The 20459-nt window shown below is 62.0% G+C and carries 19 protein-coding genes; 13 read left to right on the top strand and 6 right to left on the bottom strand.

Annotation, left to right across the window (positions count from 1 at the left end; all coding sequences use genetic code 11):
- The first annotated feature begins 42 nt into the window (after positions 1-42).
- Both WYH_RS03645 and WYH_RS03640 read left to right on the top strand, forming a co-directional pair.
- Positions 43-624, top strand: a complete 582-nt coding sequence (locus tag WYH_RS03645; RefSeq protein ID WP_156320056.1) for a hypothetical protein — start codon at positions 43-45, stop codon at positions 622-624.
- A gap of 57 nt (positions 625-681) precedes the next feature.
- A complete protein-coding gene (locus tag WYH_RS03640) occupies positions 682-2124 on the top strand; it encodes an MFS transporter (protein ID WP_082348055.1) in 1443 nt (480 codons plus the stop codon).
- 3 nt (positions 2125-2127) lie between these two features.
- Here the strand turns inward: WYH_RS03640 and era are convergent, their stop codons facing one another.
- From era to lepB, 3 genes are read right to left on the bottom strand one after another with little or no spacing between them, the layout of a single operon-like run.
- Entirely contained in the window at positions 2128-3033 is a 906-nt protein-coding gene (era, locus tag WYH_RS03635) for a GTPase Era (RefSeq protein ID WP_046902755.1), read from the bottom strand.
- Positions 3030-3710 carry a ribonuclease III gene (rnc, locus tag WYH_RS03630; protein WP_425304761.1) on the bottom strand — a complete coding sequence of 227 codons (681 nt, stop codon included), beginning with the start codon at positions 3708-3710 and terminating at the stop codon, positions 3030-3032. Before rnc ends, era begins: the two co-directional genes overlap by 4 nt.
- Positions 3710-4573 (bottom strand): signal peptidase I, encoded by an 864-nt coding sequence (lepB, locus tag WYH_RS03625; RefSeq protein ID WP_046902754.1) that lies wholly within the window; start codon positions 4571-4573, stop codon positions 3710-3712. The genes rnc and lepB overlap by 1 nt, the downstream gene beginning before the upstream one ends.
- 204 nt (positions 4574-4777) lie before the next feature.
- On the opposite strand from lepB, the gene pgi reads away from it, so the two are divergent.
- Both pgi and WYH_RS03615 read left to right on the top strand, forming a co-directional pair.
- Complete coding sequence (gene pgi / locus WYH_RS03620; RefSeq protein ID WP_046902753.1) at positions 4778-6298, top strand: glucose-6-phosphate isomerase; 1521 nt, start codon at positions 4778-4780, stop codon at positions 6296-6298.
- 266 nt (positions 6299-6564) lie between these two features.
- Positions 6565-8247, top strand: coding sequence for a M20/M25/M40 family metallo-hydrolase (locus tag WYH_RS03615; RefSeq protein WP_046902752.1), 1683 nt, complete (start codon positions 6565-6567; stop codon positions 8245-8247).
- Between the two features lie 28 nt (positions 8248-8275).
- On the opposite strand, the gene WYH_RS03610 is transcribed toward WYH_RS03615, so the two are convergent.
- Positions 8276-8563 carry a hypothetical protein gene (locus WYH_RS03610; protein ID WP_053833377.1) on the bottom strand — a complete coding sequence of 96 codons (288 nt, stop codon included), beginning with the start codon at positions 8561-8563 and terminating at the stop codon, positions 8276-8278.
- A 375-nt stretch (positions 8564-8938) separates the two neighbouring features.
- On the opposite strand from WYH_RS03610, the gene WYH_RS03605 reads away from it, so the two are divergent.
- The 6 genes from WYH_RS03605 to WYH_RS03580 all read left to right on the top strand — a co-directional run bounded on the left by WYH_RS03605 (position 8939) and on the right by WYH_RS03580 (position 14847).
- Complete coding sequence (locus WYH_RS03605; RefSeq protein ID WP_046902751.1) at positions 8939-10366, top strand: DEAD/DEAH box helicase; 1428 nt, start codon at positions 8939-8941, stop codon at positions 10364-10366.
- 84 nt (positions 10367-10450) lie between these two features.
- A complete protein-coding gene (gor, locus tag WYH_RS03600; RefSeq protein ID WP_046902750.1) occupies positions 10451-11797 on the top strand; it encodes a glutathione-disulfide reductase in 1347 nt (448 codons plus the stop codon).
- 92 nt (positions 11798-11889) lie between these two features.
- Positions 11890-13422: an acyl-CoA carboxylase subunit beta gene (locus WYH_RS03595; RefSeq protein WP_046902749.1), complete on the top strand. Its 1533-nt coding sequence runs from the start codon at positions 11890-11892 to the stop codon at positions 13420-13422.
- 81 nt (positions 13423-13503) lie between these two features.
- Positions 13504-13839: a hypothetical protein gene (locus WYH_RS03590; RefSeq protein WP_046902748.1), complete on the top strand. Its 336-nt coding sequence runs from the start codon at positions 13504-13506 to the stop codon at positions 13837-13839.
- A 6-nt stretch (positions 13840-13845) separates the two neighbouring features.
- Positions 13846-14289, top strand: a complete 444-nt coding sequence (locus tag WYH_RS03585) for a DUF488 domain-containing protein (RefSeq protein ID WP_046902747.1) — start codon at positions 13846-13848, stop codon at positions 14287-14289.
- Between the two features lie 39 nt (positions 14290-14328).
- A complete protein-coding gene (locus WYH_RS03580) occupies positions 14329-14847 on the top strand; it encodes a DUF421 domain-containing protein (RefSeq protein WP_235979824.1) in 519 nt (172 codons plus the stop codon).
- On the opposite strand, the gene aroB is transcribed toward WYH_RS03580, so the two are convergent.
- Positions 14848-15957, bottom strand: coding sequence for a 3-dehydroquinate synthase (aroB, locus tag WYH_RS03575; RefSeq protein ID WP_046902746.1), 1110 nt, complete (start codon positions 15955-15957; stop codon positions 14848-14850).
- Positions 15948-16517, bottom strand: coding sequence for a shikimate kinase (locus tag WYH_RS03570; protein WP_179945429.1), 570 nt, complete (start codon positions 16515-16517; stop codon positions 15948-15950). The genes aroB and WYH_RS03570 overlap by 10 nt, the downstream gene beginning before the upstream one ends.
- Positions 16518-16714: 197 nt before the next feature.
- Between WYH_RS03570 and WYH_RS03565 the strand changes: the two genes are divergently transcribed.
- Genes WYH_RS03565 through WYH_RS03555 form a run of 3 tightly spaced genes read left to right on the top strand, consistent with a single transcriptional unit; the run spans position 16715 to position 20448 of the window.
- Positions 16715-18556: a hypothetical protein gene (locus tag WYH_RS03565; protein ID WP_046902745.1), complete on the top strand. Its 1842-nt coding sequence runs from the start codon at positions 16715-16717 to the stop codon at positions 18554-18556.
- A 32-nt stretch (positions 18557-18588) separates the two neighbouring features.
- Positions 18589-19467: a tyrosine recombinase gene (locus WYH_RS03560; protein WP_046902744.1), complete on the top strand. Its 879-nt coding sequence runs from the start codon at positions 18589-18591 to the stop codon at positions 19465-19467.
- Between the two features lie 9 nt (positions 19468-19476).
- Entirely contained in the window at positions 19477-20448 is a 972-nt protein-coding gene (locus tag WYH_RS03555; RefSeq protein ID WP_046902743.1) for an acetyl-CoA carboxylase carboxyltransferase subunit alpha, read from the top strand.
- Positions 20449-20459 lie beyond the last annotated feature (11 nt).

The raw sequence follows: 20459 nt of genomic DNA, 5'->3' as shown, positions 1-20459 counted from the left end.
CGGTGCTGATTATGCTATCTTCTCTCCCGGAGAGGGAAGAACATGACAGCAATTCTTGCACCAGTGCTTGCGGCCGCAATTATGGCGGCGCCGCAATTGCGTGACCGGCTGGCCAATGCCGATGTGTCCGTGCCCACGGGCGATGGCAGTGCGACTTATGAACTCCTGATTGCGCCTGATGGCTGGGTGGATGATTGCACCGTGGTCCGGTCGGATTATGGCGCGCTGCAGGATGACCGTGTCTGCGTGCAATTGATGCGGGAAAAGGCGCGGGAACCGGCGCGTGGGGCAAATGGCAAGCCGGTCCATGCAGCCGTGAAGGTCACCAGGAATCGCGGGGAAGCGGCGGAGACTGATCTGCCTGCCGATCTCGTGCTCGAAGTCGCTGCCGTTCCCGGCAGCGCCGCGAATCGCAGGTCGGTGGCTCTGAACGTGATGATCGACGACACTGGCCGCATGTCCGCTTGCGAGGCGGCCCATGCGGACGAGGAGGCCTTTGCCAGTGCTGCCTGCGGCGAAGCGAAAGCAATTGCGTTTCGGCCTCGCAAAGACAGGGACGGGAGGGCCGTTCCCTATCTGACCAGCCTGATGGTCGACTTTGTCGTCTCCGGCTCTGCAGGATAGGCGACGATCGGGTTGATGGTACTTGAAGCCGGAAGCGGCTGAGGCCAAATGGCGCCCATGCCGCAAACGCTAGATCAGTATGGGGCGGGGCAGGATTCCGCCGCAGCGAAGGCTGCGCCGCCAGCCCGCGCGCAGGTGGAGGACGGTCTTCCCGCTCCACGGCGCTGGTGGGCAATCGTGGCGATCAGTTTCGGCACGGCTCTGCTGGTACTGGATGGGGCCATCGCCAATGTGGCACTGCCCACCATCGCCCGCGAACTTGGCGTTACCGAAGGTGCCGTCACCAATGTGGTGACGGTCTATCAGCTCGTGCTGGTAATGGTCCTGCTGCCTTTTTCCAGCGTGGGCGACAAGATCGGCCATCGCCGTCTCTACCAATATGGGCAATTGCTGTTCATGGTTGCCAGCGCGCTGTGCCTGTTTGCCAGCAATTTCCTGATATTGCTGGTGTTGCGGGCCTTGCAGGCGATAGGTGCGGGGATGGCCCTCAGTGTCTCTGCGGCCATGCTGCGGCAGATCTACCCGTCCCGAAAGCTGGGGACGGGGATGGGCGTAAACAGCGTGATCGTCGCTTCTTCCAGCGCTGTCGCTCCCACCCTGGGCGGTTATATCGTGGGCCATGCCCCGTGGGAGTGGGTGTTCGTGGCGGCCGTGCCGTTTGCGATCGTGTCGCTTCTTCTGGGCCGTGCCCTGCCGGAGCCGGAACCGCGCGCGCAGCCCACCCAATGGATCAGCAGCCTGTGGAGCGCGCTGACCATGTTGCTGGTGATCGGCGGATTGCAGCTCGCCACGCATGATGATGCCTTGCTGGGCGCGACGATCGCCGCGCTGGGCATGATTTCCGCGTTCATGCTGGTTCGGCGGGAATGGGGGCGCAAGGCACCCGTAGTCCCCGTTGACCTGCTGGCGCGGCCGGTGCTGGGTCTTTCCGCCCTTGCTGCGATGACGTGTTTCATATCGGCCGGATCGCTGATGATTTCGCTACCCTTCCGGCTTGAGGGTGTATTGGGTTATCCACCGCAGGAAGTGGGCCTGCTGCTACTGCCCTTTCCGCTGACCATGCTGGTGGTGGCACCTGTTGCCGGCTGGATGTCGGACCGGATTGCCCCGACCAAGCTTGGCGTTACCGGCATGGTGATCGCCATTATCGGCCTGTTGCTGCTGGCATTCATGCCGGAAACACGCGACCCGGTCGGATTTGCATGGCGGCTGAGCCTTACCGCACTCGGTTTTGGCCTGTTCTTCGCGCCCAACACTCGGCTCATCATCAGCCGCGCGCCAAGGGACCGGGCCGCCGCCGCAGGCGGCCTCGTTTCGACCTCGCGCCTGCTGGGCCAGACTCTTGCCGCAGTGGTCGTGGGTATCCTGCTTGCCGGCAGCATGGGCACGGGGGCTACGCCGCTTTTCGTAGCCTGTGCCCTGGCCGTGGTGTCGGCCCTGTGCAGCCTGGCGCGTTTCAGGACGATGAAGGCAGGGCAGGCCGCCGGGGCGACCCGCTAGCCATCACTTCACCCAGTCGAGCCCCATTTCTTCGTAGATCTCGCGGCTTTCGGCCCAGCGTTCATCCACTTTCACATGCAGGAAGAGGTGGACCGGCACGCCCAGCATCTCGCTCAATTCCGCACGGGCCGCTTCGCCGATCGCCTTGATGCGGGCGCCACGTTTTCCCAGCACGATGGGTTTCTGGCTGTCTCGGCCAATCACGATTTGCTGGTGGATTTCCACGCTGCCATCCTTGCGGTGCTGATAGCTTTCAGGCCGCACTGCGCTGTCATAAGGCAGTTCGTCATGCAGCTGGCGATAGAGCTGTTCACGCGTCACTTCCGCCGCCAGCAGCCGTTCGCTGGCGTCCGAAACCTGATCTTCAGGATAATGCCACGGCCCTTCCGGCATCAGCTGTGCCAGGCGGGTTTTCAGTTCGGGCACACCGTCGCCAGTCAGGGCCGATACGAAGAATACTTCCGAGAAATCGACCTTGCCGGACAGTTCCTGCGCCAGTTCCAGCAGAGGTTCCTTCTTGCTGATATCGACCTTGTTGAGGACGAGTATCTTGCGTTCCGGCCGGTCTTTAAGCGCCTCCAGCAGGGGGACGAGTTCGTGCCGGCGTTGCTTCACCGGATCGACCAGCAGCACCACGGCATCGGCGGCGACAGAACCTTCCCATGCGGCATTGACCATGGCCCGGTCCAGCCGGCGCTTGGGCTCGAAAATGCCGGGCGTATCCACCAGTATGATCTGCGCCGGCCCTTCCAGGGCGATGCCAAGCAGCCGGGCGCGCGTGGTCTGCGCCTTGGGGCTGGTGATGGCAACTTTCTGGCCGACGAGCTGGTTCACCAGCGTCGATTTGCCCGCATTGGGCGCGCCGATCACGGCAACCAGGCCGCAACTCGTGCTTTCGCCGTCTTTCATCCGTATTTCTCCATGAAGAGGCGCGCTGCCGCGGTTTCCGCTTCCTGTTTGCTGCCGGCGGTGGCTTCCACCTCTCCGACATTGTTGACTGTCACGCGGATGGTGAAACGCGCCGCATGATCGGGGCCTGACCTTTCCACGACTTCGTAGTGCGGCGGTCTGCGGCGATTGCCTGCCGCCCATTCCTGCAACGCGCTCTTGGGATGTTTGGAACGGCCGGCATGGCCTTCAAACGCACTGCGCCAGATGCGATGAATGATTTCGCGCGTAGCGTCGAACCCGCTTTCCAGCAAGCTCGCGCCGAGCAGGGCTTCCATCGTGTCGCACAGCACATTGTCGCTTTCGGCCGCGCCATCGTCGCGCGCCTGCTTGCCCAGCCGCATATGATCGGACACGCCGATTTCCCGCGCGATGGCGGCACATGCCTGCCGGCTGACCAGGGCATTCAGCCGCTGGGCCAGTTGCCCTTCCGCGCCATTATTATGGTTGTAGAGCCATTCGGCCATGGCCAGGCCCAGCACACGATCGCCCAGGAATTCGAGCCGTTCGTAATTCCGTTCGGCTCCGGTGCTGCCGTGGGTCAGGGCTTCCAGCCACAGATCACCGTCATTCACCGTAAAACCGATTGCTTCGAGCCAGTCCTTTGTCTCACCAAGGGGAGCGATATCGGCCATCATCAGATACCGTTGCCGATCCGCGACCAGCGGGCGGCGGTGAACCAGGTCCAGGGCTTGAACCAGGATGCGGTCCCGTCTGTCGAAAAGAAGATGAAGCCGGCGCGGCCGACGACGTTTTCAACCGGCACAAGGCCTACGCCGCCGCCAGGCACGGCGGGATATCGGCTGTCCATCGAATTGTCGCGATTGTCGCCCATCATGAACAGCATGTCGTCCGGCACGATTACCGGATCGGTCGTGTCCTTGGGCGTGATGCCGAAATCCAGCACGTTATAGGTTTCGCCGCCGGGCAGCGTTTCCCGGAACTGGGGGTAGCTGCAGATGAAACCGCCATCTGCCTGCCGCTCGGTGAATTCATTTACCCGGCACCCCTCGCTGGTGCTGGTATGGATCACCAGATCTTCGATCCGTTCCTTCTTCACCGCCTGGCCGTTGATATGCACGACACCGGCGATCATCTGGATCTGGTCGCCGGGCAGCCCGATCACGCGTTTCACGTAGTCCGCGCGGTCAACCGGGTGTTTGAAGATTACCACATCGCCGCGATCGGGAATGCCGTCAGGGATTCGACCGCTCCAGAGCTGGATGTCGAAGGGCATGGATGCCTGTGAATAGCCATAAGGCCATTTCGCAGCGAACAGGAAATCGCCCTCCAGCAGGTCCGGCATCATCGATTCGCTGGGTATCGAATGGCTGGAAAACACGAAGGTGCGGAAGATCGTCACCACGATGACGAGCTTGAGCAGGAAGACAAGAAAGCTGCCTTCTTCCTTCTTTTCCGGCCTTGCGGGCTGGTTGTCGGGCTTGCCGGTTTTGGCGTTCGGCGCCGCTTGCGGCTTTTCGGCGGTGGGTGTTTCGCTCATCGCTGGAGGTCATGTTGGGGGATGGCTGGAACGTCAAGCCTGCAGCCGGGTTACTTGATGCCGTAGCAAGGCGGGACGGATCTGCCATTGCCAGGGGCGCCGCACGGCAACACCCGCCGATTGCTGGATTTGCGGCTCATTTCTGGTTGCAATCACCGCCGTACTGCCTAGCCATCTGACCGTAAGGAACAAGGAGAATGTCTGTTGAACGATGCGCGCAAATCCGCCTGGGACAAGCTGGCGCTCCACCCCGATCCGACGCTGACGGAACTGTTTGCCGGGGATCCCGGCCGGGTGGACAAGTTGGGCGGACGGATCGAACTGGGCGCAAACGGCATCTTGTTCGACTGGTCCAAGACACATCTGACGGACGATCTGATCGCTGATTTCGAAGAATTGGCGAAGGCCGCCAATTTTGACGAAATGCGCCGCCGCCTCTTTGCCGGCGAAGTGGTTAACCCGACAGAGAACCGCGCCGCGGAACATACCGCGCTGCGCAGTGTCGGCAAGGAATCCAGTGTGGAAGAGGCGGAGGCCCTTCGCGCGCGCATGCAAATGCTGGTCGAGGCGATACACGATGGCGCTCTGGGAGAGGTCAATCATCTGATCCATGTGGGCATCGGCGGTTCGGCGCTCGGGCCCGCCCTGGCGGTGGACGCTCTGGCGCGGGATTTTCCCAAGGTGGATGTCCATGTCGTCTCGAATATCGATGGCGTGGCATTGGAAGAAGCCTTTGCCGCCTGCGATCCGCACACGACTCTTATCGCCGTGGCGAGCAAGACCTTCACCACGATCGAGACCATGACCAATGCGCAAAGTGCGCTGAAATGGCTGGAAAATAACGATGTCGCCGATCCAACCGGCAAGGTGATCGCGCTGACCGCCGCACCGGAAAAGGCCGTGGAATGGGGTGTGGACGAAACCCGGATCCTGCCTTTCGCTGAAAGTGTCGGCGGCCGCTATTCAGTGTGGTCTTCGATCGGTTTTCCGGTCGCCATCGCCATCGGGTGGGAGGAGTTTCAGCAATTCCTAGATGGTGCGGCGGCTGTGGACCGGCATTTCCGCGATACGGATGGTGCGGCGAACCTGCCTTTGCGCGCTGCCTTTGCCGATCTGTATTATGCAAGGATCAAGGGGGCGGAAACGCGCGCCGTCTTTGCTTATGACGAGCGGCTCGGCCTGTTGCCCGATTATCTCCAGCAGCTGGAGATGGAAAGCAATGGCAAGAGCGTGACTGCGGATGGCGAGCCGGTGGACGGGCCGACCGCGCCGATCACATGGGGCGGGGTGGGGACGGATGCCCAGCACGCCGTTTTCCAGTTGCTGCATCAGGGGACGCATCTGGTGCCGATCGATTTTATTGCCAGTGTCGAGCCGGGCGATGCTCTGGATCCGGCCCATCATCGTATCCTTCTGATGAACTGCTTTGCGCAGGGTGCCGCGCTGATGGCCGGCAAACAGAGCGACGATCCGGCGCGATCCTATGCCGGGAACCGCCCGAGCGCGACCATTCTGTGCGACGATCTCGATCCGGCGACGCTGGGGGCGCTGATCGCGTTTCACGAACACCGGACATTCGCCAATGCCGTGCTGATGGGGATCAATCCGTTCGACCAGTTCGGCGTCGAACTTGGCAAGGAAATTGCCAGAAAGATCGAGAAGGGCGGCGAACGCTTCGATCCCAGCACCGAAGCCCTGCTGTCGCTGGCCGGCCTGGCTGAATAGGCCGCCCGTCGGCAATTCGCGCCCGGCGATCTGCAAAATTCCAGGAGGCTGAATCCGCCGCCCCCATGGGCGGCGGACGCGTCTTTGCGCATTCTTGCCTGATGAACGATCCCGTCGCATAATTTGCCGAGCGCTTCGATTTTCCAACGAAATGCCGTTTGCGCCATCAATCTTCGCCGGAAATCCCCGCGGCCTTCATGGTAACAATATAAAAATTTCGAAAATGACGTTCGGGTACGCACAATCGAAGAAGATCGGGGGGTCGTATGAAATATCGCGCAAAGCTTGCCGGATTTACTTCCGTAATGGCCATACTCGCGGCGGGGCTTTCCGCGTGTGGCCAGGAAGAAAGTAATGATACTGTCGCGGAGGGCAGCAGCTCTTCGGGTTCGCTGGGCATACGCCCCCAGGGCGATGAGGAAATCGCCATAGACATGTCGAAGATCCATAATGAGGATCTTCCCCTGATTTACGATTATATCGACGAACATATCGACGAACACGTCGTCAACCTGCAGCGCTGGATCCAGCAGCCTTCCATTTCCAACACGGGCGAGGGCATCCAGGAATCGGCCGAAATGGTGAAGGGCTTCTTTGACCAGCTCGGCTGCCAGAAATCCGAAGTCTATGATGTGGGCGAGACGAAATGGGGCCAGCAGGGCAATCCGGTCGTCTATGCCCATTGCGATGAAGGTGCTGAAAAAACCATCGTGTTCTACTGGATGTATGACACGATGCCGATCACTCAGCCGGATCTGTGGAAGGCGCCGCCCTTTGAAGGTCGCCTGGTCGAACAGGCGCCCTACAAGAAGGTGCTGATCGGCCGCGGCGCCACGAATTCCAAGGGCCCGCAAATGGCCATGTGGAACGCCCTGATGTCGATCAAGGCGGTTACCGGCAAATTGCCCGTGAATGTGATCTTCGTTGCCGAAGGCGATGAAGAGCGCATGTCCATCGGCTATAATCAGTTCATTACCGACCATCCCGAACTGTTCGAGGATGCGGACGCCATGTACCGCTTCAGCAGCCAGAGCGCGGGCGGGGGAACGTCGATCCGCGCCGGGTCGGAAGGCTGCCTGTTCGTGGAACTGATCACCAGCGGGGAAAACTGGGGGCGCGGGCCGGTCCGATCGAACATTCATGGCGGCAACAAGCGTTCGGTCGATGCGCCGGCATGGCGCCATGTCCAAATGCTTTCACACCTGACCTCACCCGATGGCAATACGGTCAAGATTCCGGGCTTCTACGACGATATAGAGCCACTCACCCCGGCAGTGGAAGAACGCCTGCGGGGCATGGCCGAGAATTTCGATGCCAAGATCGCGGCCGATAATCTGGGCGTTGCGCGCTTCATTTCGGATGATCCGTACGAAATCGTGAAGATGGCCCGGGCCGGCACGGCAATGAATATGGACGGCATCTGGGGCGGTAACATGTTCGAAGGCGGATCGGGCGCGATCCTGCCCAACCGCATCGTTTCCAAGCATAATTTCCGATACGTTCCGAATATGAGCGGGCCGGACATCGTCAGGAAACTGCGCGCCTATCTGGATGATCTCGGTTACCAGGATGTCGAAATCAACGTGGTCGGCGATGTGCCCTGGGCCAAGACCCAGTCGGACAGCGAATATCACCGTGCGGCCTATTCCGCGCTTCAGGCGATGGGTCTGACTGTCACGCCGCCAAGCAATGTGGAAGCGATCATGGGCGGTTACTGGCCCGCCTATCTGTTCGCAGGACGCGAAAGCCCGATCGATATTCCGATCGTGGCGGGCATGGCCGGGCTGGGCGGCAATTCCCACGCGGCCAACGAGTATTACGTGATCGAAGGCGCAGGCAAAACTTACGGCATGGCAGGTGCGGAAAAATCCGTGGTGACCGTGCTTTACAGCATGGCCGGGCTGAACGGGCCGATCGCTTCTATGGAGGAAATTGCCCAGGTTCAGTGATAATCGGCGGCGGGGGCTCTTCGGGTCGTCAGGAGCTGCTTCCGAGAATGCGCGTCAGCCAGCCGCGCTTGCGTGGCGGGGGTGTCTCGCCGCTCATCTTGTAGAGAAAATTGGCGAGCAGAACGGCCTGCTGCCTGGTCATGAAAAAGCGCCGCGTATCGACCGGGACGGTGTCGTCCCCGGTCGATACGTCGTCAATGCCGATCTGTATGCCTTCCAGGTTCAGCAGGAGCTTTGCGCCCTTATCATCGGCAGTCCAGCCGACCAGAATACGCAGATCGTCGGGCGTTTCGGCATAAATGTAGTTCTTGCTCACATGATCCTCTTTCCCGCGCCGCACGGTTGGACTTGGGGTGGCGTCCCCGTCCCGTCACTATTCATCATTCGCCTCGCCAGCGGGAATTGCAACGGCGGCTCACCTCCTTGCTGATGGCGCAGCGGCCATGCGCCAACTGCGAATTTCTTTGACTTTTTCATCGCTCGGCCCCATCTGCACCGCAACGAAGCGCCCAGGCAGCGTGAAGCGGCGGGTATCCGCCCCGGCCGCGCTTCGGTTTTCAAGCACAAGCTTCCCTATTCACGCGGGCGGTTTTTTCGGGCTTCGCGGCAACGGCCGCGAACCTCAAACCCGCGAACGCGCGCCCGGTTTCCGGCGCGCGCCGACGCATTTGATGCGAGTTCAACTCACAATATGACATTCGAACAACTCGGGCTTTCGCAGCCCGTTCTCCAGGCACTTTCGCTCAAGGGTTACGAAACGCCGTCTCCGATCCAGGAACAGGCCATCCCGCATGTTCTGGAAGGCAAGGACCTTCTCGGCATCGCCCAGACCGGTACGGGCAAGACGGCGGCATTCATGCTGCCTTCGATTGACCGGCTGACGGCATCGGGCAAGTCTGCCCAGCGCCGTTCCTGCCGAATGCTGGTGCTGGCGCCCACGCGCGAACTGGCCGGACAGATCGCGGAAAGTGCCCGCGATTATGCAAAATTCGCCAAGATGCGGATCGTTACCGTCTTTGGCGGCACCTCGGTCAACCGCAACAAGCAGGACCTGGCTCGCGGCGTCGACATTTTGATCGCCACGCCGGGCCGGCTTGTCGACCTGGCTGATCAGGGTGCGCTCGATCTCGGCTCGGTCGAGGTGCTGGTGCTGGACGAGGCTGACCAGATGCTCGACCTCGGATTTATCCACGATCTGCGGCGCATCGTGCGATTGCTTCCGGCCCAGCGGCAGACGCTGTTCTTTTCGGCCACCATGCCCAAGGCGATCAAGGATCTGGCGCGCCAGTATCTGACCGTTCCGGTGCATGTTTCGGTGGCACCGGCTTCGACCACGGCGGAACGGGTCGAACAATTCGTCTGCTTCTGCAACCAGCCGGAAAAGCAGGCCTTGCTGGGCATGGTGCTGCGTGATGGTTTTGCCGCGGGCGACATGGACCGCGTTCTCGTTTTTACCCGGACCAAGCATGGCGCGGACCGGGTGGTGCGCAAGCTTGGCCAGATCGGCATCCGCGCCAATGCAATTCACGGAAACAAGAGCCAGCCGCAACGCGAGCGGGCCCTGGGTGAATTCCGCGATGGCAAGGTGCGCGTCCTGATCGCCACCGACATCGCGGCGCGCGGTATCGATATTTCCGGCGTCAGCCATGTTATCAATTTCGAACTGCCCAATGTGTCGGAACAATATGTGCACCGGATCGGCCGTACGGCCCGTGCGGGGCGCGATGGCGTGGCCATCAGCTTCTGCGCGCCGGATGAGCGTGATTACCTGCGCGATATCCAGAAGCTGACCCGCGTCACTCTGGACAAGGTCGAATTGCCGGAAAACTTCCGTGCGGAAGTGGAACGTGTGAACGCGCGGGCCCAGCAGGGCCAGGACAGGATCGTGCGCGAAGATGATGGCGACAGGCAGAGCCGTCAGCCACGCCGCCGCGGCGGAGGTAATCGCCGGGCCAAGCCGACGGCGGAAGCAAAGCCCCGCGGCAGTTCCGCAGCCATCCGTTCCGGCGGCAATGCCGGCAAGCAGGGCGGCAAGCCCGGCGGCGGCAATCGGCGCCGTCGTGGCGGAGGCGGCGGTCGCCGCTCCGGCGCTGCGCAAGGTCAGGGCTCGCAAGGCTGATCCCACGGTTTCGGCCACGGGGCGGTTGGCAATCGTGCCGCCGCCCTCCATATGCGGGCCCTCTCTTGCAGCAGGAGCCCGCCAATGGCCGAATTCGACTATGATCTCTTCACCATCGGCGCCGGCTCCGGCGGCGTAAGAGCGAGCCGCGTTGCGGCTGCCCACGGCGCGAAAGTGGCGGTGGCGGAAGAGCACAAGGTCGGCGGCACCTGCGTGATCCGCGGCTGCGTCCCCAAGAAGATGCTGGTCTATGGCGCGCATTTTGCGGAGGATATGCAGGATGCCCGCAATTTCGGCTGGACCATGGATAATTGCCGGTTCGACTGGAAAGTTCTGCGCGACAATGTGCTTAAGGATGTGGACAGGCTGAACGGCCTCTACACCCAGACGCTGGAAAATCACGGCGTCGAGATCATTCCCCAGCGTGCCACCATAACTGGCCCGAACGAGGTGACACTGGCCGATGGCACCCGCTTCACGGCGCGTTACATTCTGGTCGCTGTCGGCGCCTGGCCGATGATCCCGGATTGTCCGGGCAGCGATCTGGGCATTACCTCCAACGAGGCATTCCATCTCGACGAGATCCCGAAGCGCGTCCTGATCGCGGGCGGCGGCTATATTGCCAATGAATTTGCCGGGATCTTCAATGAATTCGGCAGCCAGGTGACGATCATCAATCGATCCGATGTCATCCTGCGCGCCTATGACGAGAGCCTGCGCGATCGCTTGCTGCAGATTTCGCTGACCAAGGGCATCGATTTCCGTTTCCACGCTGAATTCGAGAAGATTGAAAAAACGGAAGGCGGCGCGCTGAAAGTTTCCATGACCAATCATGATGATCTGGAAGTGGATTGCGTGATGTTCGCCACGGGGCGCGTGCCGAAGACGGCAGGGCTGGGCCTCGATAGTGCCGGCGTCGATCTCGGCAAGAAGGGTGAAATCCTGGTCGATGAATATAATCGCACCAATGTGGACAGCATCTATGCCGTGGGCGATGTGACCGATCGGGTGCAGCTGACCCCGGTGGCGATCCGCGAAGGGCAGGCCTTTGCCGATACGGTGTTTGGCGACAAGCCGACCACGGTGAATTATGATTGCATTCCCAGCGCCGTATTCAGCCACCCGCCGATCGCTGCCGTAGGTATGACCGAGGCGGAAGCGCGGGAGCAGCTGGGGCCGGTCAAGGTCTATCAGTCCGATTTCCGCCCGATGAAGAACGTGGTGGCCGGGCGCAACGAACGCGGCCTTTACAAGATGGTTGTCGATGCATCGAACAATCGCGTGGTCGGCGTGCACATGATCGGCCCGGACTCGCCGGAGATCATGCAGGCTGCGGCGGTTGCGGTGAAGGCGGGGCTGACCAAGGATGATTTCGACGCCACCGTGGCGATCCATCCCACCATGGCAGAAGAGCTCGTTCTGCTGAAATAGCTGCTGCGCCGGGCAGGCTCGTTCAGTTTGCCCGGGCTTGCCCGCATCCCGTCACGGCTCTACCCAGATGTGATGGGCCGCAGGGAGAGCGCATGTCCGCCAATATAGAAGAACTCGAACGCCGCCGCGCGGCCGCCCGTATGGGTGGAGGGGCGGACCGGATCGAGGCGCAGCACGCCAAGGGCAAACTCACCGCGCGAGAGCGGATCGAAGTCCTTCTGGACGAAGGTTCGTTCGAAGAGCTGGACATGTATGTCGAGCATAATTGCACCGATTTCGGGATGCCCGAACATACCGTGCCCGGAGATGGCGTGGTCACTGGCAGCGGAACGGTGAATGGGAGGCTGGTCTTCGTATTCAGCCAGGATTTCACCGTTTTTGGCGGCAGCCTGTCCGAACGCCACGCGCAGAAGATCTGCAAGGTCATGGACATGGCGATGAAGGTCGGCGCGCCCGTGATCGGCATCAACGATTCAGGCGGTGCCCGGATTCAGGAAGGCGTGGCCAGCCTGGGCGGCTATGCCGAAGTGTTCCAGCGCAATGTTCTGGCCAGCGGCGTGATCCCGCAATTGAGCCTGATCATGGGCCCCTGCGCGGGCGGGGCGGTCTATTCCCCGGCCATGACCGACTTCATCTTCATGGTGAAAGACAGTTCCTACATGTTCGTGACCGGGCCGGAAGTGGTGAAGACGGTCACCAATGAAGTCGTCACGCAAGAAGATCTGGGCGGCGCGATCACGCATACGACCAGGACCGGCGTGGCCGATCTGGCGCTGAAAAATGATATCGAGGCGCTGTCCGCCGCGCGCGATTTCATCAGCTTCCTGCCGCCGAACAATCGCGACGGCGTGCCCGAATTGCCGACCAGCGATCCGTGGGACAGGATCGAACATAGTCTCGATACGCTGGTGCCGGCCAATGCCAACCAGCCCTATGACATGCACGAACTGGTCCGCAAGGTGCTGGACGAAGGCGAGTTCTTCGAAATTCAGCCAGCCCATGGCGGCAATATATTATGCGGCTTCGGCAGGGTGGAGGGGCGCACGGTGGGTGTGGTCGCCAATCAGCCGATGGTACTGGCCGGTTGCCTGGACATCGATGCCAGCCGCAAGGCCGCGCGTTTCGTGCGGTTCTGCGATGCGTTTGGCATCCCGATCCTGACCTTCGTGGACGTGCCCGGCTTCCTTCCGGGCACCGATCAGGAACATAACGGCATCATCAAGCATGGCGCCAAGCTGCTCTTCGCCTATGCGGAGGCGACGGTGCCGAAGATCACGGTGATTACGCGCAAGGCCTATGGCGGGGCGTATGACGTGATGGCTTCCAAGCATCTTCGCGGCGATCTGAACTATGCCTGGCCGACGGCGGAAATTGCCGTGATGGGGGCAAAAGGCGCGGTGGAAATCATCTTCCGCAAGGATCGCGACGATCCGGAAAAGATCGCCCGCAAGACCAGGGAGTATGAGGACCGTTTCGCCAATCCCTTCGTTGCGGCGAGCAAGGGCTTTATTGACGAAGTGATCTATCCGCATTCCACCAGGCGTCGCATCGCATTGGGGCTGCGCAAGTTACGCAACAAGCAGTTGGCAAACCCGTGGAAGAAGCATGATAATCTTCCGCTGTGAGCATTCAGCTTTCGCTGTTCGGGCGATGAGCCGGGGCGGGCGGCCAATTCGGCATTTGCCTCGTGGGCAGTCATCAACGACATGAATGAAACCAACCTCCTTTGCGCCCATTGCCGTGCCGAGGTCGGGCGTACTGACAAATATTGCCACGAATGCGGCATTCGCCTGATCGCGCCGACCGCTGCTGAAAAGCGGAAGGAAGCGGCAAGGCATGCAGGGGCCGTGGCGGTGGAAGCAGGCAAGGCAGCGGCCCAGGGCGCCCGCCTGGCCGCCAGGGGATTGAAGACTGAAACCGGGCGCAGCGTGGCGGCCTGTGCCGTGCTCGGCGCGGCGGCGGGTTCTGTCGTGCCACTGGTCGGCACCGGGCTGGGCGCCACACTGGGCGCGGCTGTTGGCTTTGCCCGCAAGAAGTTCTGAGCGGAAATGGCCCGTGTATTCACCATCGGTTACGCTCAGGCATCTCAGCCAGCGCTGGTTGCGGCGCTCGAAGATGCAGGGGTGCAACTCCTTGCCGATATACGCGCGTTGCCCAATTCGCGGCGGCCCGGTTTTTCTAAAAATTCGCTCAAGGCAGCGGTTGAGGAAACCGGCATCGCTTATCGCCATTTCAGGCATCTGGGCACGCCAGCCGAAGGGCGGGCGGCGGCGCGGCGGGGGGACCATGCCGAACTGGCCCGGATCTATTCCGGCCAGCTCGAACTGCCCGAAGCGCTGGCGCAAATGGCCGAACTGCGGGAACTGGCGCAAAAGCAGCCTGTCTGCCTGCTATGTTATTGCGCCCTGCGGAGCGAATGCCACCGCGGCTTGCTGATAGAAGCCCTGTTGCCTGATTTTGAAATCGTGGATCTTCACCCGGTAACCGGCTGATCCGGTTATTCTTCCGGATCATCACGCGCCTTCGCGCGTATGACCTTCATGTTTTTCGATAGCTGGCATGATCTGTTCCGTGTCGTGGTGGTAACCACTTGCGCCTATGCCGCGCTGGTCCTGATCCTGCGTTTCGCGGGCAAGCGATCGCTGGCCAAGCTCAACATATTCGATTTCGTCGTCACGGTGGCTTTCGGCTCCACATTGGCGACAGTGCTGCTGAGCAAGGACGTGTCCTTTGCGGAAGGCGCGCTGGCTTTTGCCATGCTGGCGTTTCTGCAATGGTTCGTGGCCTTCCTGTCCTTGCGGCTTGGCTGGTTCCGGCGGCTGATCCGTTCCGACCCGCGCCTGTTACTGCGCGATGGGCAATTCCTCGAAGCCCCGATGCGCAAGGAACGTATCACGCATGGCGAGATAGAAGCTGCCATTCGCAAGGCCGGCCATGGCAATGTGGAAGACGTTGCCGCGGTCGTTCTGGAAACCGACGGCGATCTCAGCGTGATTTCAGGCACCCCGGCCGAACGCTGCAGCGCGCTGCGTTCGGTCATGAACTACTGATCAATGCGCCTGCAATTGTTCGCCCAGGAACGCCGCAACGTCTTCCAGTGACACCTGCTTGTCCAGGAACGCCTCGCCAATGGCGCGCAGCAGGACAAAGGGCAGGGTGCCCGCATCCATTTTCTTGTCGTGCAGCATATGTCCGGCAAGGGTCTGGCCATCGCAATTCAGACCGAGAGAGGCGATTTCGGTCGGCAGGCCCGCCGATGCGATAGCAGCCGTTACCAGGGCCGCGTCGGCTTCCGTGATATAGCCTTTCCTCGCCGAATAGCGCGCGGCCAGCACCATCCCCAGCGCTACGCCTTCGCCATGCAGAAGCCGGTCCGAAAAGCCGGTCTGCGCCTCGAGCGCATGGCCGAAAGTGTGGCCCAGATTGAGCAGGGCGCGCGCCCCGCTCGTTTCGCGTTCGTCTTCGGCGACAATGCGGGCCTTGGCCTTCACGCTCTGCGTGACTGCGAATTCCTGCGCGCTGATTCCGCCTGTGACCACTTCCGGCCCTTCACGCATGCACCAGTCGAAAAATTCGCGGTCGCCCAGAATGCCGTATTTTATCACTTCGGCATAACCGGCCCGCATTTCGCGGGCGGGCAGCGTGTCCAGCGTATCCAGATCCGCCAGAACCAAAGCGGGCTGGTGGAACGCGCCGACGAGGTTCTTCCCCGCGCCGGTATTGATCGCGGTCTTGCCGCCGACGCTGCTATCCACTTGTGCGAGCAGCGATGTGGGAAGCTGGATAAAGCCGCAGCCGCGCTTCAGAATCGCGGCGGCAAATCCGGTGAGGTCGCCGATCACTCCACCGCCCAGGGCGAGGATGTGATCGCCGCGTTCAACCTCTTCGGCCAGCAGCCAGTCCATCACGCGTTCCAGCACATGCCAGCTCTTGGTGCCTTCGCCGGGATCGAGAACCAGCACGCGAGGTTCGTGGCCGGCGGCGATCAGCGACTTCTCCACCGTGGCGCGCCAATGTTCCGCCACGTTGCTGTCGGTAACGATCGGCACGCGCTTCTTGCGCAACAGGAGGGCGCACTGGCCGGCAATATCCGCCAGCAGGCCGGAGGCCACCCGCACTTCATAGGATCTGCCCGCCAGTTCGACCGGAATTATTGCCATTGCTGTAACGCCTGCAGGATACGGTTGACGGCCTCGCCATGCGGGCCGGAATCGCTAATGACCTTGATCGGCGCGGCGGCATAGGAATTTTCGCGCTCTGCCTTGATGCGGGTCACGATTTCGACGGGATCGCCGCCGCGGAGCAGGGGGCGCGTGTCCTTGCGGCTGACACGATCCACCAGCGTTTCCACATCGCAATCCAGCCAGATGGCGATGCCCTGGTCCAGAATCAGTTCGCGGGTATCGTCTTGCACGAAGGCCCCGCCGCCTGTGGCGATCACGCTGGGGCCGCCTTCCATCAATCGCTGGATCACGCGCCGTTCACCGTCGCGAAAATAATCCTCGCCGAATTGCTCGAAAATTTCGCTCACGCTCATCTGCGCGGCCTGTTCTATTTCCTCGTCCGCGTCGGCAAAGGGAAGGGCCAGCAATTGCGCCAGCTTGCGCCCGATGGTGGATTTACCCACGCCCATCATGCCTACCAGCACGATTGGCCGATCAATGCGGGCGGAAAGATCGCGGATTTCGCTATCGGTCAGGGTCGGCGATTCAATGGTCATTGCCGCCGAGCCTATAGATGGGCTAACCGCCGGTGCAAGTTTACTGGGGAATGACAGTCTGTGGCGATGCGCCGGGAAAAGATCTTGGTGGGTTTTCTGACGGTGTTGGTGATCTTCCTGCTGCTCGCCTGGTATGATGGCGGGCGGGAACCGCAGCGCCTGATCGAACAACCCGTGGAACTGCCGGAAGGTCTGCAATGAGGCGATCCGTCCTGCTTGCCGGCGCCGCGCTGGCACTGAGCTCTTCCTGGGTGCTTGCCGCGCCGGAATCGTTGCTGCCGCCCAGTTTCAGCAATCCGGCACCTTCGCCGACACCGTCGCCCACGCCCCGCGCCACCGGCACGCAATCACCTTTGCCGGGGCAGGCGCCTGTTCCTTCTCCCACCCAATCCCCCGTGATCCAGCCACTGCCCGGCATCGATACCGGGGCTGGCCCGTCCGCACCTGTCGCCTTGTCGGAGGATTTTCCTTCCCTGGCGGAACTGGAACAGATGGATCCGGACGAGATCGACGATGTTCTGGGCCTCAAGCCGAAATTCGACGTTCCCCCCGCTGCCCGACGTGCCGTTCGCCGGGTCGGCCTGATCGGGCCGGAGGAGGGCGGCTTCCCTGTCGGATCGCTGGCTGGCCAGCCTGCCGCCCTGATCCGTGCCGCGATTGAAGGCACTGAAGGGCCGCTGGTTTCGCGCTGGGGCCATATATTGCTGCGTCGTGCGCTTGCCAGCCGGCTGAACGCACCGGCGGATATGGATCCCGTGGAATTCGCCGCTTTGCGGGCTTCGCTGCTCAATCGCATGGGGGAACCGGTGGCGGCGCGCTCCATCGTGCAGGACATAGATTCGGATAATTACGATGCCGAATTGTCCACTGCCGCGCTCGATGCCTATCTCGCGACGGGCGATCTGCTTGGCATGTGCCCGGTCGCGCGCTTGCAGCCAGGCTTGCGCAATGATGCCGATTGGGAACTCACGCGCCAGATTTGCGCGGCCTATGCCGGTGAAGCGCGCAGTGCGGAAAGGGAACTGAACCGCGCATTGGGCCGGGGCACTGCATCGCGGATCGACGTGCTGCTGGCGCAGCGTTTCGCCGGCGCGGCCACCGAAGGCCGTCGGGCGGTGAACATCCAGTGGGACGATGTGGAGGAGCTGACGCCATTCCGCTTCGGCCTTGCCCGCGCGCTGGGTATCGATGTTCCGGAACAGCTGACCGAGGATGCGGCCTCCCGCTTCGTCATTTCCGATGCGCTGATTCCCGCTGTTCCGCTTTCACGGCGTGCCACTTCGTCGCGGCTCGCGGCGGAACGCGGCATATTCTCTTCCTCCGCCATGGTGGACCTCTACTCCCAGCTCTGGAGCACGGGCGCACCGGATGCGGAGGAAAGGGACCGCGCGGCAACCCTGCGGGAAGCCTATGTCGCCAGCGCTCCTGCCGATCGCCTCGCCGCGATGCGGCGGCTGTGGGATGACGGATCGGGCTATGGCAATCAGGTGCTGACAGCCTATGCCGCTGCCCGCTTGCCGGTGACCGGCGAATTGTCGGCAGATGCCGGGCGGATCATTGCCTCCATGCTAACGGCCGGGCTCGATCGCAATGCCATGCGCTGGGCGGATAGCGTGGATGAAGGCAGCGAGGCATGGGCCCTGCTGGCACTGGCGTCCCCAACGCGTTCGGCGCAGTTCCGCGCCAGTGCAGTGGACAGTTTCCACGAAGCGGACGAAAGCCCCAACCGCCGCAAGTCCCGCTTTCTGCTGGCGGGTCTGGCCGGACTTGGCAGGCTGGACAGCGGTGACATTGCCAGCTTTTCCAGCAAGTTCGGGGTCGATCTGGAACGCGCCAGTCCGTGGAGCCGCAAGATCGACCGGGCCGGGGAATTGCGCAATGGCGCGCTGGTCGCGCTTCTCGCCGGGGTTGGCATGCAGGGCAGTGGCTGGAACAGGATGACGGCCCGGCAGCTCTATCACATCGTGCGCGCGCTCGATCGGGCCGGTCTGAATGCCGAAGCCAGGATGATCGCGGCAGAGGCCGTGGCGCGCGCCTGATTCGCGCCTGCATGGCGGAAGGACCAGTTCCGATGTCCGCGCATATCGAAGAATTTCTTGCCATGCTGGCCGCCGAACGCGGCGCCGCTGCCAATACGCTGGCAGCCTATCGCCGCGATCTCGAAGGGGCCGAGGAAGCCATCGGCGATCTGGCCGTGGCGGACCGGGAATCGCTGGCTGGCCTGGGGCAGAAATGGGCGGAACTGGCACCTTCGACTGTGGCCAGGAAATCTTCCGCCCTGCGGCAGTTCTATGGCTTTCTGGTGGATGAAAAGCTGCGCAAGGACGATCCTTCTCCGGCTCTGCCACGCCCGGCCGCACGTCGGCCCCTGCCGAAAATCCTGTCTCACGATCAGGTCGAAACCCTGTTCAGGCAGGCGGAAAGCGAAGCGGAAAGCGGCAGGCCTGCGGCGATTCGCCTGCTTGCCTTGCTGGAACTGCTTTACGGATCGGGCCTTCGGGCGAGCGAGGTGGTGGCACTGCCTTTATCCGCTGTTCCGCGCGATGCGCCCTTTCTCACCATTACCGGGAAGGGATCGCAGCAGCGCATGGTGCCGGTCTCCCGCAGAGCGAAGGATGCGCTTGCCCGGTGGCTGGCCGTGCGGCCGGATGATGGTCAGTTCGTCTTCCCGTCACGCGGCAAGCATATAAGCCGCGTCCGCCTGTTCCAGATGCTCAAGGATCTGGCGGCGCGGGCGGGGATCGACCCGGCCCGGCTCAGCCCGCATGTCCTGCGCCATGCCTTCGCCACCCATCTGCTCGAGGGAGGGGCCGATCTGCGCGTGCTCCAGACCTTGCTCGGCCACGCCGATATCGCGACCACGCAAATCTATACCCATGTCGATGCTGCGCGGCTCGTCGCGCTCGTCAATGAACGGCATCCTCTTGCAGGCGGCGAGCGGTGCGGTTAGCGCGAAGCCATGATCTCATACCTTGAATTCGAGAAGCCGGTCGCCGCCCTGCAGGAACGCATTGCCGAGCTTCGTGCTGCCGCCGATGGCGACGATGTCGACATCTCTTCCGAGCTGCAACGGCTAGAAAACAAGAGCGCGGAAATGCTCGCCAGCACTTATGCGTCTTTGACTCCGTGGCAGAAGACGCAGGTGGCGCGGCACCCGTCACGCCCGCATTTTCGCGATTACGTGGAATATCTGTTCGAAGAATTCATCCCGCTGGGCGGTGACCGCCATTATGGCGAGGATGAAGCGATCATGGGCGGTTTCGCGACTTTCAATGGCCGCAAGATCATGCTGATCGGCCACGAAAAGGGCAATGATACGCAAAGCCGGCTGCGCCACAATTTCGGCATGGGCAAGCCGGAAGGATATCGCAAGGCGATCCGCCTGATGGAGCTTGCCGGGCGTTTCAATCTGCCGGTGGTGACGCTGGTGGATACGTCGGGCGCATTTCCCGGTATCGAGGCGGAGGAGCGCGGTCAGGCCGAAGCGATCGCCCGTTCCACCGAAGCATGTCTGGCCCTGCCGGTTCCGATGGTTTCGGTCATTGTGGGCGAGGGCGGTTCCGGCGGCGCCGTGGCACTGGCCAGTGCGGAACGCGTGCTGATGTTCGAACATGCGGTCTATTCGGTGATTTCGCCTGAAGGTTGCGCCTCGATCCTGTGGCGGACGGCCGAAAAAGCGGCGCAGGCGGCCGAAGCGATGAAATTGACGGCTCAGGACCTTCTCGGCCTGGGAGTGATCGACCGCATCGTGCCGGAACCTGTCGGTGGGGCGCACCGGGATCCGGCATCGGCCACTGCCGCCCTGGGCACGGCAATTGGCGAGGAACTGCATTCCCTGTCAGGCAAATCGCCCAAGCAGTTGCAGCGTATGCGTGAAGACCGGTTCCTGGCGATTGGCGATCAGCGCAAACAGGGCCGACGCGGTCGCTGATCGGGAACATT

Source organism: Croceibacterium atlanticum, from assembly GCF_001008165.2.
In the GTDB taxonomy this organism is placed as follows: Bacteria; Pseudomonadota; Alphaproteobacteria; order Sphingomonadales; family Sphingomonadaceae; genus Croceibacterium_C; species Croceibacterium_C atlanticum.
Note: the sequence above shows the minus strand (reverse complement) of the source record. Positions and strands in the feature narration are given on the sequence as shown.